A 15,809-nucleotide genomic window follows, 5' to 3' on the forward strand; every position below is an offset into this window, starting at 1 on the left:
ACCGCTCCGTAAAAAATACGGAGCGGTTTTTACACATTTATCTAATCTTAAAACAAAGGTAAATCCGGGCTTGTTCCGATTTATACTTTACAGCTATTATGAGTAACAGAAAATTACGCATGGGCATGATAGGCGGTGGCAAGGATGCATTTATAGGTGCTATCCACCGTATAGCTGCCAACATGGATGGTCAGGTTGAGCTGGTTTGTGGTGCCTTAAGTATGCACCCAGATGTTGCGCAGGAAAGTGGCCGTATGCTTTTTTTACCCGAAGAACGCACTTATAACACTTACGATGAAATGTTCAAAGCCGAAGCACAACGCCCGGCCGATGATCGTATGGATTTTGTAACCATTGTTACGCCAAACTTTGCACACTTTGCTCCGGCAATGCAGGCTTTAGAAAATGGCTTTAACGTGGTGATCGAAAAACCTATCACTTTTACGCTTGAGGAAGCTAAACAACTTAAAGCAAAAGTAGAGGAAACAGGATTGATGCTATTGCTTACCCACACCTATGCCGGATACCCGATGGTGAAGGAAGCCCGCGAAATTGTAAAAAGCGGCGCTTTAGGTAAAGTAAGAAAAATATATGTTGAGTATTTGCAAGGCTGGTTAAGCCGCCTTTCAGAACGTGAAGGTAACGCTCAGGCTTCGTGGCGCACCGACCCATCTAAATCTGGTAAAGCCGGCGCAATGGGTGATATTGGTACACACGCAGCTCACCTGGCAGAGTTTATTTCCGGCCAAAAGATCAGTGAACTTAGTGCAGCACTAAACATCGTGGTTGATGGCCGTATGCTTGATGATGACGGCGCAGTGTTGCTTCGTTTTGACGGGGGCGCTACAGGCACACTTACTGCATCTCAAATTGCAGCAGGTGAGGAAAACGCTTTAAAGATCCGTGTGTACGGAGAAAATGGCGGCCTTGAGTGGAACCAGATGGAGCCAAACACATTAATTGTTAGATGGCTGGATAAACCTGCTGAAATATTACGTGCAGGTGCCGGTTACACTGGTCATTTATCAGCTTCGGCTACTTCAAACTGCCGTACTCCCGGAGGTCATCCGGAAGGATACCTTGAAGCATTTGGTAACCTTTATCGCAACTTCGCTTCGGCGCTAAGCGCTAAGATAGAAGGCCGCCAAGTTCCTGAGTGGATCGATTTCCCATCTGTAGATGATGGTATCCGCGGTATGGCATTTATAAATAATGTGGTTGCCTCAAACGAGAGCAACGAAAAATGGACCAAATACACAATCTAAAGGCATGAATACCATTAAAGGACCGGCTATTTTCTTAGCCCAGTTTATTGGTGATACCGCACCTTTTAATGATCTGAAATCTATTTGCCGATGGGCTGCCGGATTGGGTTACAAAGGTGTACAATTGCCAACAAACGACCTTCGTTTTATAGATGTACAAAAAGCGGCAGATAGTAAAACTTATGCCGACGAGATAAAAGGCATTGTTGCAGAAGCCGGCTTGGAGATAACCGAGCTTTCTACGCACTTGCAAGGACAGTTGGTAGCCGTTAATCCGGCTTACGACACGCTGTTCGATGCATTTGCACCCGATGCTTACAAAAACAATCCTGCTAAAAGGCAGGAGTGGGCGGTATCGCAGGTTAAGGCTGCCGCAAAGGCTTCACAAAACCTGGGCTTAAATGCATCAGTAACCTTTAGTGGCGCATTAATATGGCATATGGTTTACCCTTGGCCGCAACGCCCGGCAGGATTGGTAGAGACAGCCTTTGCTGAGCTTGCTAAACGTTGGGAACCTATCCTTAATTATTACGATGAGCATGGAATCGATCTTTGCTACGAGATACATCCCGGAGAAGACCTGCACGATGGTGTAAGCTACGAGCGTTTCTTGGAGAATGTGAATAATCACAAACGTGCCTGCTTGCTTTACGATCCATCGCACTTCGTATTACAGGCAATGGATTACCTGGAGTATATCGATATATACCACGAACGCATTAAAATGTTCCACGTTAAGGATGCTGAATTTAACCCGACAGGCCGCCAGGGAGTTTATGGTGGTTATTCCAACTGGGTTGAGCGTGCAGGTCGTTTCCGCTCACTTGGAGACGGACAAGTTGATTTTAAATCAGTATTCAGCAAATTAACACAATACGATTACAAAGGATGGGCTGTTTTAGAGTGGGAGTGTGCCCTGAAACATCCTGAAGATGGTGCAAGAGAAGGTGCACAGTTCATCAAAGACCATATCATCCGGGTAACCGATAAAGCTTTCGATGATTTTGCAGCATCCGGCAGCGACGAAGCTTTTAACAAATCACTAATTGGACTATAACACATATTAACTAATAACATAAAAACGCATCATGAAAAAAGTATTCTTTATATTAGGTATCAGCGTAGCTTTCTTAACAGCTTGCGGTGGTAGCAGCAACAAACCGGCAGACACAGACAGCGCTTCGTCAAGCAATAACAGCGCTGTAGCGCAACAATCAAATGCCGCTAATGACACATCGGTAAATAAAATAGGTACTGATAAAAACAGCGGTACCACAGGCAATAAAGGCGAAGAGCTTATGGCCGCTGCAGACTGTAACACCTGCCATAACGCGCAAAGCAAAGTTATTGGCCCTGCATTGGTTGATATCGCCAAAAAGTACAAAGAAAGCGACGTTGATATGCTTGCAAAAAAAGTAATATCAGGCGGTAGTGGTAACTGGGGTACAGTACCAATGACAGCTCACCCTGACCTTTCTTTAGATGATGCTAAGGCAATGGTTAAATACATTTTAACAGTAAAATAAGTACTGACTAAAACCTAACTAATTTAAATCAATACTAATTATGACCGTAACTACACGTGTTAAGTTATCAACCATGATGTTCCTGGAGTTTTTCATCTGGGGAGCATGGTTTGTAACAATGGGAACGTACCTTGGCAAAACCTTAAACGCCACGGGCGTGCAAAATGGTAATGCTTATGCAACACAATCATGGGGCGCTATTATTGCACCGTTCGTGATTGGGCTAATTGCTGACAGATTTTTTTCTGCGCAAAAAGTTTTGGGTATACTGCATTTAACCGGTGCAGCCTTGTTGTACTACATTACCACCCAAACAAATTTTGAGGGCTTTTTCCCAATAATTTTTGCTTACATGGTTGTGTATATGCCTACACTGGCATTGGTTAACTCGGTATCGTTCAGGCAAATGCAAAATCCAAGTAAAGAGTTTCCACCGATACGTGTGTTTGGTACTTTAGGTTGGATCATCGCCGGTTTGGTTATTGGATGGTTGGGCTGGGAGCAAAGCAACTCGCTTGTCCTTACCTTTAAAATGGCTGCTGCGGCATCGTTGATTTTAGGTTTATTGAGCTTTACGTTGCCTGCAACTCCGCCTGCTAAAAAAGGACAAAAAGCAAGCCTTGGCGATATATTGGGTTTAGATTCTTTAGGTTTATTAAAGAACCGGTCATACTTAACATTCTTCCTGGCATCTGTTGCTATATGTGTGCCTTTGGCATTTTACTATAACTTCACCAATCCGTTCTTAAATGAGGTTGGCATGAAAGCGGCGGCAGGTGTGCAGTCGCTGGGCCAGGTGTCAGAGTTCTTGTTTATGGCTTTGATGCCGTTGTTCTTCGTACGCCTTGGCGTTAAAAAAATGCTTGCGGTGGGTATGCTGGCATGGGTTATCCGATACATCTTCTTTGCTTACGGCAATGTAGAATCTAATTACTGGATGCTGATTGCAGGTATAGTAATGCATGGTATCTGTTATGATTTCTTCTTTGTAACGGGTCAGATTTATACTGATAATCTTGCCGGTGAGAAATTTAAAAGCGCGGCACAAGGCTTTATAACACTTGCAACTTATGGTGTGGGTATGTTAATGGGATCTTACATTTCGGGCCCGGTTGTTGACAAATACAAATTAACAGAAACATCACACAACTGGACAAGCATCTGGCTAATTCCGGCTGCTATTGCGGGGGTGGTATTCCTGCTGTTTATCATATTCTTTAAGGATACTAATCAAATACAAACCAAACCGGGTTTGGATATTGAAGAGCCGGGACTTGGCCGTGCAGATATATAATACAATGGCAGGTACAAACAGAAGAACAGCTATTAAGGGCATACTTGCCGGTACAGCTGCAATAGGAGTGGGCGGTGTATTATCGTCATACAAACCCGATAGTAAAGAATATATGAGCGATAAACTCAAAGGCAACATTAACCACGCGGTTTGCCGCTGGTGTTATGATGGCATATCTGTTGAGGATCTTTGCAAAGCAGCTAAAGATATCGGCATAAAAGGTATTGACCTGGTTGGCCCATCTGATTGGCCGACGCTTAAAAAATATGGTCTTACTTCATCAATGTGTAATGGGGCTGAGATAAACCTTACTGATGGTTTTGGTGATACGCAATTTCATGCACAGCTTCATAAGCAATACAGTGAAATGATACCTAAGGTGGCAGCCGCAGGATATAAAAACCTGATTTGCTTTAGCGGTAGCCGTCGCGGAAAAACAGATGAAGAAGGGTGGAAAAATTGTGTTGAAGGCCTTAAGCCGATGGTAAAACTTGCCGAGCAACACGGTGTAGTTTTAGTGATGGAATTGCTGAACAGCAAGATAGATCATAAAGATTACCAGTGCGACCATACCGCATGGGGGGCTGAACTTTGCAAACGCTTAGGATCAGAGAACTTTAAACTGCTATATGATATTTACCATATGCAGATAGATGAAGGCGATGTTATCCGCACCATTCGTCAATATCATCAGTACATTGCGCATTACCACACCGGTGGCGTTCCCGGCCGTAACGAGATAGACGAAACACAGGAATTATACTATCCGGCAATTATGCGGGCTGTGCTTGAAGTAGGCCACAAAGGCTTTGTAGCACAAGAGTTTATCCCTAAACAAAAAGACAAAATTGCATCGCTTAGAAAAGCTGTGCACATTTGCGATGTTTAAACTATTGCCGTTGTAGAGCGTCTATAACGGCAATTTTACTTTTATAAATACATTATGACTACTACCAGAAGAACTTTCTTAGCGCAAGCCGGTTTGGCTGCGGCAGGCATTATGCTTGCACCAAAACTGGCTTCGGCAAAAAGCCCAAACGGCATAGGCATACAGCTTTATTCCCTGCGCGACCAATTACCTAAAGATGTTAAAGGCGTTATTGTTGCTGTAGCAAAAGCCGGATATAAAGAGGTTGAAACCTTTGGTTACTCTAAACAAAATGGCTTTTGGGGATTAACCGCAAAAGAGTTTTCCGCATTGTTGAAACAGAACGGTTTGAAAAGCCCAAGCGGTCACTATGGCCTTGATGAGTACTTTAGTACCGGTAAAATGGATGAATTTGACAGCTACATTGAAGCTGCAAAAATTTTAGGCCAGACTTACATTGTGGTGCCAAGCCTTAACGGAGACCTCATTAAAACTGCAGCCGATTTTAAATCAATTGCAGCCAAAATGAATCAAGCCGCTACCATCTGCAAAAAACACGGTTTAAAACTGGGTTACCATAACCACAACTTTGAGTGGAAGGAAGTAGAAGGAACTACTTTTTATGATACAATATTGAAGTATACCGACCCAAAATTGGTAGCCATGGAAATGGATATTTATTGGGTGGTTCGTGCCGGTAAAGATCCTATCGAGATATTCAAAAAACATCCGGGACGTTTTGCAATGGTGCACATCAAGGATATGGACAAATCTAATCATGATCTGAATACGGAAATAGGCACTGGCGCAATTGATTTTAAAAAGATCCTTGGTCAGGCAAAATTAGCCGGTATAAAACATTACATTGTTGAGCAGGAAAACTTTACCAACATTGACCCTTATGTAAGTATTGCCAAAAGTGCATCTTACCTTAAAACTAAACTCTATTTGTAACGGCACCAATTAACTAAAAAATGAAACATAAACTGATTTTAACTGCTTTGCTTTGCGGAGGCTTTTATATGGCTAACGCGCAAAACGCAAAACCCGAGGATACTGAAAAATGGGAACCTGTACCACCGGTTGTAAAGCCTGGTAAAGTTGCAGGAGAGGCACCATCAGATGCCATTATACTTTTCAACGGCAAAACCGGGCTTTCTGAATGGGTAGACGTAGCCAGCGGAGATGCTGCCAAATGGGATGTAAAAGGTGATGTATTAACCGTTAACAAGAAATACGGCAACATCGAAACCAAAAAGAAATTTGGTAACTATCAGTTACACATAGAGTGGAAAGTACCTTCAAATATTGAAGGTACCGGCCAGGCACGTGGTAACAGCGGCGTATTCCTTGCATCAATAGGCAAAGGCGATGACGGTTACGAGTTGCAGGTGTTAGATTCTTACAATAACAAAACCTACGTTAACGGTATGGCTGGCAGTATATACAAGCAATTTATCCCGTTAGCTAACCCAACAACCCCCCCGGGCACCTGGAACGTTTATGACGTGATCTGGACTGCTCCAACCTTTGACGGTGACCAATTAAAAACGCCTGCGCGTGTTACTGTTATATTCAACGGTGTTTTGGTGGAGAATAACGTTGAATTAATGGGCCCTACACAATACATCGGCAAGCCTGGTTACAGAAAACCACATGGCGATAGCCCAATTAAATTACAAGCTCACGGCGACAAAAGCGAACCGCTTAGCTTCCGTAATATTTGGGTGAGAGAAATTAAATAAGCCATTTAAGAATACGTAAAAAGCTTGCCTTAGGCAGGCTTTTTTTGTTTATGGAGCGTTGCATCAATTTACCGCTTATACGTGCCTCTGCGATGGGATTATTTGCGTAATTTAGCATAACCACAATTTTATGTATAACATTCAATCTATATCACAGCGGTTGTTGTGCTTTCTATCACTCATCGTTTTTATGGTTATTATCAAGCCGTCACAAGCCCAAACCATCAAAGGCGATTACTACCAGATAAAGATATATCACTATAAGTCGCCACAGCAAGAAGCGGTACTCGATGCTTATCTGCAAAAGAGCTTTCTGCCAGTGATGCACAAAAAGGGCATTAAAAATATCGGCATCTTTAAGCCTGTTGAAAAAGATACTGCTGACAGGAAGATTTACATACTTGTGCCGTATGCTTCATGGAAGGATGTTGAGCCGGATAATGTATCGGCAAGCAAACCTGCTATTTCATCGACTGATAACAAAGAATACGTTACCGCAGCGTATAACAACGCACCGTACTCGCGTATCGAAACTATTTTGCTTAGTCCGTTTATTACACGCCCGCATTTGATGTTGCCCAAATTAACCGGAGAACGTTCAAAACGGGTGTATGAGCTGCGCAGTTACGAAAGCCCAACAGAAGCTTACCACCATAACAAAGTTAAGATGTTCAACAGTGGCGAAACAGACATTTTTGAGCGCTTAGGCTTTAATCCGGTTTTTTACGGCAGTGTTATTGCAGGCAGTAGAATGCCTAACCTGATGTATTTAACAACATTTGATGATAAACAAAGTAGGGACGAGCATTGGAAAGCTTTTGATGCAGATGCGCAATGGAAAGGGCTGATAAGTGATGCTCAGTATAAGAACAATGTATCAAAGGCAGACATTATTTTTCTTTATCCTACCGCTTACTCCGACTATTGATAACAACAGCCTATGGCGCTTGAGAAACGCGATTACGATGCAATTGTAGTGGGCAGTGGCCCGAACGGCCTTGCGGCTGCCATACTGATGCAGCAGCAAGGGTTATCGGTATTACTGCTTGAAGCGAAGGACACCATTGGTGGCGGCCTGCGTACAAAAGAGCTTACGTTGCCGGGCTTTAAGCACGATGTATGCTCTGCAATTCATCCGCTTGCGGTCGCCTCCCCGTTTTTTAAAACGCTGCCTTTGGCAGATCATGGCCTGGAATATATCTACCCGGAGATAGATGCCGCTCACCCGCTGGAGCAACACAACACAGCAATTTTATGTCGCGACATTGAGCGTACAGCCAAGCAATTGGGAGCTGATGAAAATGCCTATTTAAAGCTCGTGAAGCCTGTGACTAAGAACTGGCCACTGATAGATGCTGATGTACTTGGTCCGTTGCACATGCCTAAGCATCCGCTGGCATTGGCGTCTTTCGGGTTAGATGCGCTTAAACCGGTCACTATGCTGGCAAAGCAATTTAAAACTAAACAAGCTAAAGCATTATTGGCCGGCATGGCCGCTCATAGCATGCAACCGCTAACCAACGCGGCTACTGCTGCCATAACACTTGTGCTAATGGCCACCGGGCATTTGCAAGGCTGGCCGCTACCTAAGGGTGGATCACAAAGTATAGCTGATGCCTTGGCAGGATATTTTACTTCGATAGGCGGTAAGATAGAGACCAATACTTACATTACATCTTTAGACCAACTACCCTCAGCGCATGCTGTATTATTTGATGTAACACCGAAGCAATTACTGCAGATAGCCGGGCATAAATTTTCCGCGCTATATAAATGGCAACTTAAGCGATATCGTTATGGTATGGGTGCTTTTAAAGTTGATTTTGCCTTAAGTGAACAAATTCCATTTATTCCTGAAGCCTGCCTTAAGGCCGGAACGGTACACCTCGGCAACACGCTTAACGAGATACGTGACGCCGAGCAGCAAACCTGGAACGGCAAACATCCCGATAAACCCTTCGTATTGCTGGCCCAACAAAGCCTATTCGATAATACCCGCGCCCCCGACGGCAAGCACACCGCCTGGGCCTATTGCCACGTTCCCAACGGCTCAACCAAAAATATGACGGACGCAATTGAGAAGCAGATAGAGCGCTATGCGCCGGGCTTTAGGGATACCATCCTTGCTAAGCATACCTTCAACACTGTCGAACTGGAAGAATACAATCCCAACTATATTGGCGGTGATATTAATGGGGGAGTTATCGATCTTGGTCAGTTGTTTACACGGCCTGCCATACGTTTGTCGCCCTACAGAACTTCTGAGAAAGGATTATACATCTGCTCTGCCTCAACACCTCCGGGTGGAGGGGTGCATGGCATGTGCGGTTATAATGCCGCCAAAAAAGCGCTTAAAGATGTGTTCGGCATAGCGGTAACGCTTTAGAGTTTTTTGCCTTTGCAAAGCACTCTGCCTAAACGTATATTTAACTTCAATTGATCACAGTATGGGTAAAGGTCGTTTAGAGGCATTTAGCGATGGCGTTTTTGCTATTATCATCACCATTATGGTGCTTGAACTTAAAGTGCCGCATCACGCGGAGTGGAGCGATATGATACATTTATCGCCAGTGTTTCTAAGCTACGTTCTTAGTTTTGTGTATGTTGGTATTTATTGGAACAACCATCACCATCTTTTACACGCAACAAAATCAGTGACCGGTGGCATCTTATGGGCTAATCTTTTCCTGTTGTTTTGGTTGTCACTTGTTCCGTTTGTTACAGATTGGATGGGCGAAAACCACTTTGCACAGGTACCGGTAATATGCTACGGCATTGTACTTATTATGTGCGGCGTGGCTTACAGCATATTGGTGCGTTTGCTTATCAAACATCATGGTGAGGAATCATTACTGGGACATGCCATGGGCAGTGATATGAAAGGTAAACTATCCGTAGGCATATACGGAGTGGCTATCGCATTGTCATTCGTCCATCCATGGTGGGCGGCTGGCCTGTATGGTGCGGTTGCGCTTATTTGGTTGATTCCTGATAGAAGGATCGAGCGTAAATTGAGCCGTAGTGAAACTTCCGTTTAAGATAGTTCCTTCATTAATTTATCAAAGGCTTCTTTCAGTTCGGCGAAATCAGTTTCCAGCTTACTTAAGCGTTCTTCGAGATCGTTGTTCGATGTGCGGCGCTGAGGCTCGTCGAATGCATCATCTTCAGGAACGGATCCGCCTAAAAGGTGTCGGTAACGCACTTCCTTTTGCCCCGGTCGTTTTGGCATCTGCTCTATAAACGGGAGGTCGCCTCCGGCTAATTTCTCCAGCATTTCCGTTACTTCATCCAGATTTTCAAACTCATACAAACGTCCAGAATTGGTATTGATCTCGCCGGGTGTTTGCGGTCCGCGAAGGATAAGCAAACAGATAACAGCCACTTCTGATGGGACAACCGGGAAAACGATACCAAAATTATGTTTGTACTTAATTACCCTACTTGAGCCACCAGTAGCGGTAGATACCAGGCCTTTACGTTTCGATGTGTCTAAAGCCAAAGCAACGGTTTGTTCGTCATACTCTACTACAGGCTTGCGTGCAGTTTTTTGGTTGCAGGCTGCAGTTAAGCCGTTGATGGTCATGGGGTAATAATCGGGCGTTATCTTGCTTTTTTCCATTAGCGAGCCTAATACCCTCAGTTCTGTGTCGTTTAGTACAGGTAAAGTTTGCGGCGTATCCATAGGGCAAATATATTGTTTGCATTTGTATTATCTTTAAGCCGCTATTATGACAATAAGTATTTTAGGATGCGGTTGGTACGGGTTGCCACTTGCAAAGGCTCTGGTCAACGACGGGTACAAAATTAAAGGCAGTACCACATCTGCCAATAAAGTTGAACAATTGGCTAACGCAGGTATTAAGCCCTTCGTGTTGGATCTATCGACTGATCAATCTACCTTTCCCGATGAGTTTTTTGATACCGATATTTTAATAATTGCTATCCCGCCTAAAACCCGGTCCGGGGAAGGGCAGGAGTACTTAGCTAAAATGGAGAAGGTAGTGGAGAGCATCATTAAACATCAAATAAGCAAAGTTATCCTGATCAGCTCCACAGGTGTTTATGCTGATATGAACAAGATGGTAAACGAGGATATACCCCCGGATCCCGATACCGAATCCGGCAAAATTCTATTAAATGCAGAGGCACTGTTCCAGCAGCGAATTAGCTTTAAAACAACCGTCATCCGTTTCGGCGGGCTGGTAGGGCCAGGCCGGCATCCCGGAAGGTTCTTTGCAGGCAAGCAGGGGGTTGCCAACGGATTGGCACCTGTAAATCTGATACATTTAGATGATTGTATAGGCATTACTAAAACCATCATTAGCAAAAATGCCTACGAGTGTACCTTTAATGCGGTTGCCCCGCATCACCCAACCCGTGCAGATTTCTATACCCAAGCTGCTGAGCAAGGCGGTTTAGCATTGCCAGGTTTTATTTTAAAACTTGATAGATGGAAAATAGTGGAAAGCATGAACGTGCCGGAAATATTGAATTACCAGTACGACGCAAATAATTGGTACACAGCCCTTGATCATAAATTTTAATATCCCTTCAATATCAATAAGCATGTCACAATACGTCATTCCGCTCAAGTACCGTAAGATGGAGAACCTCCATATCGTGTTCTGGCTTTTTAAGGATATTGGCTGGTGTATGATATGGAAGCCGATTGGTATTATTATGATCATCCCTACGTTGATGATATCCATTGTGATAGCCTGGCGCACAAGAGAACTGATGTCTGAACTTTGCCATAATCTGGCCATTACTTTCTGGATAAGTGCTAACTCATACTGGATGATCAGTGAGTTTATGGGTTTTGATCACATTACCATTAGCGGATGGTTCACTTATAAGCATTTGGCCTTGATCCCATTTCTGCTTGGTGTTTTTTGCCTGGCATTTTATTATGCCATCTGGCAGCCTCGCCATCCGGATGAGATAGAGACGATGTGAGTAGATAGGTATTTGTGTTTGTAGAGCGGGGAAACGAGAGCCGGAGCGGGCTTCGTTTTACACAATATTAAAAGGATTATTCCTCAGATAAGCAAGTTTACTTTGAAACATAGCAGCCATTTTATTAGCGCGCCATTTGGCTTCCGCGGCTTTATCACCGTTAAATAATTCATCAACTGTTCTTGTAAATAGAGCCAGCCATTGATTAAAATGCTTTTCATCGATAGGCAACTGGGCATGTGGAGGAAAGGGACGACCGCCATAAGTGTATTCTTCCAGCAGAACGGTTTGCCAAAAGCGATACATCTTATCCAAGTGCTCGGGCCAGTTATCTTTTATCCGCTCGTTAAAAATGAGCCCTAACAAATTATCTTTTTGGATCCGCTCGTAGAAGGTATCAACCAAAAGTTTGATATCTATAAGCGTTAAAATATCCTCCTTGCCTTGCATGCACCAAAGTTAAGGATTAGTAGTTGCCAAAAATGTGACGGCTGTCACAAACATCCAATAAAAGCCCTGGCCTTATAGTTTTTTGATCTCAACATTTCTGAACCAAACATCTGCGCCGTGGTCTTGTAACGCGATATGGCCTTTCTTAAAAGTGCCGAAACCCGGCCATTCCTTGAATTTGCTTGCCGCTATCATCTTCTTCCAATTGTCATCCCACATGTTGGTAGATAACACTTTCTCATCATTAACCAGGATTTCCAGTTTGCCATCATTGGCTATCACTTCGGTTTTGTTCCATTCGCCCGCTGGTTTAACTACCTCTTTTGAAATCGACATCAGATCGTACAGGTCGCCTGCACGATGCTTGATCAGTTTGCCGTCTTCATTTTCCTTATTGTCAGCTATTTGTGTTTCCGGGCCGGTTTGCCATGGATATTTGTATTTGCTAGTATCTTCATGTACGTAAAACATGATGCCGCTGTTGCCCGCACGCGATATTTTCCATTCTACCTTAAGGTCAAAGTTCGCGTACTCTTCATTGGTGATAATGTCGCCGCCGCCGTTGGTTTGCCAATCAGCTTTTTTAGAAGCATCAAGGTGAAGGACACCGTCCCTTAACTGCCACGCTTTTCCCACGCCCGTTTTACCGTAGGTGTGCCAGTTGCTCATGCTGCTATCGATGAGTAAAGGCTCAAATGCGGTTTTGGTGGTTTCTGCTTTGACCAGTGCTGTCGTGTCACCTGCGGTTTTCTTATCTGCCGATTGACAGGCAGCCAATGCCATTATTACAATTGATAAGTAGGCTAATTTTTTCATGTGAGATAGATTTTAAAGTTTACCTGCTTTAACCTGCTCTGCAGCGTAGTTAGCTGCGCGTGCGGTTAATGCCATGTATAAAATTGAAGGGCTTTGATTACCAGTACTGGTCATGCAAGCTCCATCGGTAACAAAAACGTTTTGGCAAAGGTGCAACTGGTTCCATTGGTTTAGCAGTGAGGTTTTAGGATCTTTACCCATACGTACGCCACCCATCTCATGAATATCCAGGCCTGGTGCCTGTTTGTTGTTATTTGTTTCGATATTTTTTACGCCGGCTTTCTCAAACATCGCGGCCGTTTCTTTAAGGAAATCATCCGTCATTTTATCATCGTTAGGGTGGTAGGCGACTGAAGTAACCAATAGCGGAATACCCCACTGGTCTCTTTCGGTATCGCTTAAACGAACGTGATTTTCTTCAACAGGTACGGTTTCGCCCTGTAGATAAGCGAATACATGCCAGCCGCCGGGTTCAGACAGGTTGTCTTTATAAGCGGAGCCAATGTGTTCACCCGGAATATCTTTTGCATGCTGATCGCGATAGGCATTCAGGAATGTAGTATAGCCGCCGTAATAATCCGTCTCGCGTTTATGCAGGTTTTTGTAATTCACTAATATTAAGTCGGTAGGATTGCGGCCGAAATAATATTTATCCTCATAACCGTCCAGGGTGCCGCTTACCGATGCTCTGTAATTGTGAAATGCAACATATTTACCCAACAACCCATTATCGTTACCTAACCCATTGGGAAAACGTTTTGATTTTGAATTAAGGAGGATAAGATTAGTGTTCAGTGCTGAGGCATTCATAAAGATCACCTTTGCCTTAAAATCGATGGTCTCTTTGGTTTGGGCATCTATAACCCTTACACCCGATGCTTTGCCTGTTTGCTCGTCATAAATAATAGAATGAACAACAGAGTGCGGACGTATAGTTAAATTCCCGGTTTTGGCCGCCCAGGGCAGGGTAGAGCTTACCGAACTGAAATAACCGCCAAAAGGACAGCCACGCATACACATATTACGCGCCTGGCACTTACCCCGGCCCTGATCCAGGTGGATCTGTTTAGGCTCGGTTAGATGCGCCCAACGGGCATGCACCAAATGCCTGTTAAAGTTTTGCTTGATGTTGTCTCGCATAAATTTTAGCGGCGCACTCATTTCAAACGGTGGTAAAAATTCACCATCAGGCATTGCCTCTAAGCCGTCTTTATTTCCGCAGATTCCAATGAATTTTTCAACGTGAGAATACCATGGGTCTACATCTTTGTAGCCGATAGGCCACTCAATACCGTACCCAAAACGATGTGGGGCGGTAAATTCAAAATCGCTCCAGCGTTGCGTAGCGCGGCCCCAAGTAAGCGACTTACCTCCAACCTGGTACCCACGGATCCAGTCAAAGGGCTTTTCCTGTACATAAGGATGGTCTGCATCTTTGATGAAAAAGTGGTCGCAATCGTCGCCATAGCCGGCAGCTTTGGTGATCAATGGATTTTCTTTAAGCTGTTTCAAACTTACCCGGCCGCGGTATGGAAACTCCCATGGCGCTTTCGTAGCAGTAGGATAATCCTTAATGTGTTTAACATCCCTGCCGCGTTCTAACACCAGCGTTTTGAGGCCTTTTTCGCAAAGTTCTTTTGCAGCCCATCCACCACTAATTCCGGATCCAATAACTATAGCATCGAAAGTTTGCGCAGCAGAAGTTGCCGCAGTATTTTCAGGCGTATCAGTAAGCATTTTGTAGTTTATAATTGGTAACTAAAGATGCGATTAAAAATCAAGAAGTACTAATTACGTCACGCCGAATTTACATGGGCTGTGCTCCAAGCAAGTATTGCTGTGCCCTTATACTTATAAACGCACAAGGCCAAAATTGCTTTGGTCGCTTTCGCCCGAAGCCTTTTTGCTGACGCGGGATAAAAGAAATGCACGGACAGAACGTAATCGAATAAGGCGACATAGTGTAACGTGCGGTAGCACAGGCATTGCTAAAGCATAGCCATTGTAGCGCGTTGCCGTGGTCGCGAGTTTTCTTTGGTTACTTTCTTTTGCGGAAAAAGAAAGTAACATCCACTAACAATCATACCACTCACTGCCTTTCCTAACGAAGAACCGCCTTTGAGATTGCTTCGTACCTCGCAATGAAATGGTCCTTATACTTTTATCAACTTAGTTGCCACTTCCTCATCCAACAAAACAACCGCGTTATCCAGTGTTTGCAGGATAGATGCGGGCACAGCTGTACTTACTTCGCCTTGCAGGCTTTTGGCAATAATATCAGCTTTTTTAGCGCCCGAGGCAATTAATATGGCTTTGCCGGCTTCTGCCAGGTGCTGTAAGCCCAGTGTAATGCCACCGGTTAAGGGCGTAGCTTTATCGAAATATTTCTGACCAACCTCAACAGTTACCGGATCCAGTTCTGAACGGTGTGCGTAGAGGTTAAACGGTGTGCCGGGCTCATTTAAACCAAGGTGGCCGTTCATACCTATACCCACCATCATCACACCAATGCCGCCTTTGGAAGCGATAAATGTATTCATACGATCACATTCGGCTTCAAGGTCGTCAGCTTTGGCATTAAATAAGGTGACATTGGTGAGCTTCGTGTTTAGCTTATCAAAAAAAGTATTTTTGAGATAATATTTGCAGCTTCCTTTATCATTCTCATCCATGCCAACCCATTCGTCAAGGCCAACGATAGAAGCTTTCGTCAGATCTATGCGGCCATCATTAGCCCAGCTAACCAAATAATTTAGGGTTCCTGTTGGAGAATCGCCTGAAGGAAAAACTAATACCGACTCCGGTTTTTCTGCCAATTGACTTGCAACCAGTTCGGCTGCTGCTTTTGACATTTCGTCGTAATTGCTATATATTTTTACTTCCATGTTG

At 44.1% G+C, this 15,809-nt stretch carries 17 protein-coding genes; 12 read left to right on the top strand and 5 right to left on the bottom strand.

Features of this window, described 5'->3' with window-relative positions; genetic code table 11:
- The first annotated feature begins 98 nt into the window (after positions 1 to 98).
- From INP83_RS13515 to INP83_RS13560, 10 genes are all read left to right on the top strand, one after another.
- Positions 99 to 1,265 carry a Gfo/Idh/MocA family protein gene (locus INP83_RS13515; protein WP_219124656.1) on the top strand — a complete coding sequence of 389 codons (1,167 nt, stop codon included), beginning with the start codon at positions 99 to 101 and terminating at the stop codon, positions 1,263 to 1,265.
- Positions 1,266 to 1,269: 4 nt separating this feature from the next.
- On the top strand, positions 1,270 to 2,322 hold the full coding sequence (locus INP83_RS13520; RefSeq protein ID WP_219124657.1) for a sugar phosphate isomerase/epimerase: 1,053 nt from the start codon (positions 1,270 to 1,272) through the stop codon (positions 2,320 to 2,322).
- 31 nt (positions 2,323 to 2,353) lie between these two features.
- Positions 2,354 to 2,791: a c-type cytochrome gene (locus tag INP83_RS13525; protein ID WP_219124658.1), complete on the top strand. Its 438-nt coding sequence runs from the start codon at positions 2,354 to 2,356 to the stop codon at positions 2,789 to 2,791.
- 40 nt (positions 2,792 to 2,831) lie between these two features.
- Positions 2,832 to 4,085, top strand: a complete 1,254-nt coding sequence (locus INP83_RS13530; protein ID WP_146272121.1) for a nucleoside permease — start codon at positions 2,832 to 2,834, stop codon at positions 4,083 to 4,085.
- Positions 4,086 to 4,089: 4 nt separating this feature from the next.
- A complete protein-coding gene (locus INP83_RS13535) occupies positions 4,090 to 4,974 on the top strand; it encodes a hydroxypyruvate isomerase family protein (RefSeq protein ID WP_219124659.1) in 885 nt (294 codons plus the stop codon).
- Positions 4,975 to 5,028: 54 nt separating this feature from the next.
- Positions 5,029 to 5,907 (top strand): sugar phosphate isomerase/epimerase, encoded by an 879-nt coding sequence (locus INP83_RS13540; protein ID WP_219124660.1) that lies wholly within the window; start codon positions 5,029 to 5,031, stop codon positions 5,905 to 5,907.
- 20 nt (positions 5,908 to 5,927) lie between these two features.
- A complete protein-coding gene (locus INP83_RS13545) occupies positions 5,928 to 6,698 on the top strand; it encodes a DUF1080 domain-containing protein (RefSeq protein WP_219124661.1) in 771 nt (256 codons plus the stop codon).
- 190 nt (positions 6,699 to 6,888) lie between these two features.
- Complete coding sequence (locus tag INP83_RS13550) at positions 6,889 to 7,626, top strand: NIPSNAP family protein (RefSeq protein WP_255563155.1); 738 nt, start codon at positions 6,889 to 6,891, stop codon at positions 7,624 to 7,626.
- Positions 7,627 to 7,638: 12 nt separating this feature from the next.
- Complete coding sequence (locus INP83_RS13555; protein ID WP_146272126.1) at positions 7,639 to 9,084, top strand: NAD(P)/FAD-dependent oxidoreductase; 1,446 nt, start codon at positions 7,639 to 7,641, stop codon at positions 9,082 to 9,084.
- 61 nt (positions 9,085 to 9,145) lie between these two features.
- The gene (locus INP83_RS13560; RefSeq protein ID WP_219124662.1) at positions 9,146 to 9,736 is read left to right on the top strand and encodes a TMEM175 family protein; all 591 of its coding nucleotides are present in this window, start codon (positions 9,146 to 9,148) and stop codon (positions 9,734 to 9,736) included.
- On the opposite strand, the gene INP83_RS13565 is transcribed toward INP83_RS13560, so the two are convergent.
- Entirely contained in the window at positions 9,733 to 10,380 is a 648-nt protein-coding gene (locus tag INP83_RS13565; RefSeq protein ID WP_219124663.1) for a YceH family protein, read from the bottom strand. The genes INP83_RS13560 and INP83_RS13565 overlap by 4 nt on opposite strands.
- A 46-nt stretch (positions 10,381 to 10,426) precedes the next feature.
- On the opposite strand from INP83_RS13565, the gene INP83_RS13570 reads away from it, so the two are divergent.
- Together INP83_RS13570 and INP83_RS13575 are read left to right on the top strand one after the other, a co-directional pair.
- Positions 10,427 to 11,242 carry an SDR family oxidoreductase gene (locus INP83_RS13570; protein WP_146272129.1) on the top strand — a complete coding sequence of 272 codons (816 nt, stop codon included), beginning with the start codon at positions 10,427 to 10,429 and terminating at the stop codon, positions 11,240 to 11,242.
- A gap of 22 nt (positions 11,243 to 11,264) precedes the next feature.
- A complete protein-coding gene (locus INP83_RS13575) occupies positions 11,265 to 11,654 on the top strand; it encodes a hypothetical protein (RefSeq protein WP_219124664.1) in 390 nt (129 codons plus the stop codon).
- A 57-nt stretch (positions 11,655 to 11,711) separates the two neighbouring features.
- On the opposite strand, the gene INP83_RS13580 is transcribed toward INP83_RS13575, so the two are convergent.
- The 4 genes from INP83_RS13580 to INP83_RS13595 all read right to left on the bottom strand — a co-directional run bounded on the left by INP83_RS13580 (position 11,712) and on the right by INP83_RS13595 (position 15,805).
- A complete protein-coding gene (locus INP83_RS13580; protein ID WP_219124665.1) occupies positions 11,712 to 12,104 on the bottom strand; it encodes a group III truncated hemoglobin in 393 nt (130 codons plus the stop codon).
- Positions 12,105 to 12,176: 72 nt separating this feature from the next.
- Entirely contained in the window at positions 12,177 to 12,920 is a 744-nt protein-coding gene (locus tag INP83_RS13585) for a DUF1080 domain-containing protein (protein ID WP_219124666.1), read from the bottom strand.
- 12 nt (positions 12,921 to 12,932) lie between these two features.
- On the bottom strand, positions 12,933 to 14,657 hold the full coding sequence (locus INP83_RS13590; protein WP_219124667.1) for a GMC oxidoreductase: 1,725 nt from the start codon (positions 14,655 to 14,657) through the stop codon (positions 12,933 to 12,935).
- 416 nt (positions 14,658 to 15,073) lie between these two features.
- Positions 15,074 to 15,805 (bottom strand): 6-phosphogluconolactonase, encoded by a 732-nt coding sequence (locus INP83_RS13595; protein ID WP_219124668.1) that lies wholly within the window; start codon positions 15,803 to 15,805, stop codon positions 15,074 to 15,076.
- Between the last annotated feature and the right edge of the window lie 4 nt (positions 15,806 to 15,809).

The sequence above is a fragment of the Mucilaginibacter sp. 21P genome (assembly GCF_019331605.1).
Classification (GTDB): domain Bacteria; phylum Bacteroidota; class Bacteroidia; order Sphingobacteriales; family Sphingobacteriaceae; genus Mucilaginibacter; species Mucilaginibacter achroorhodeus.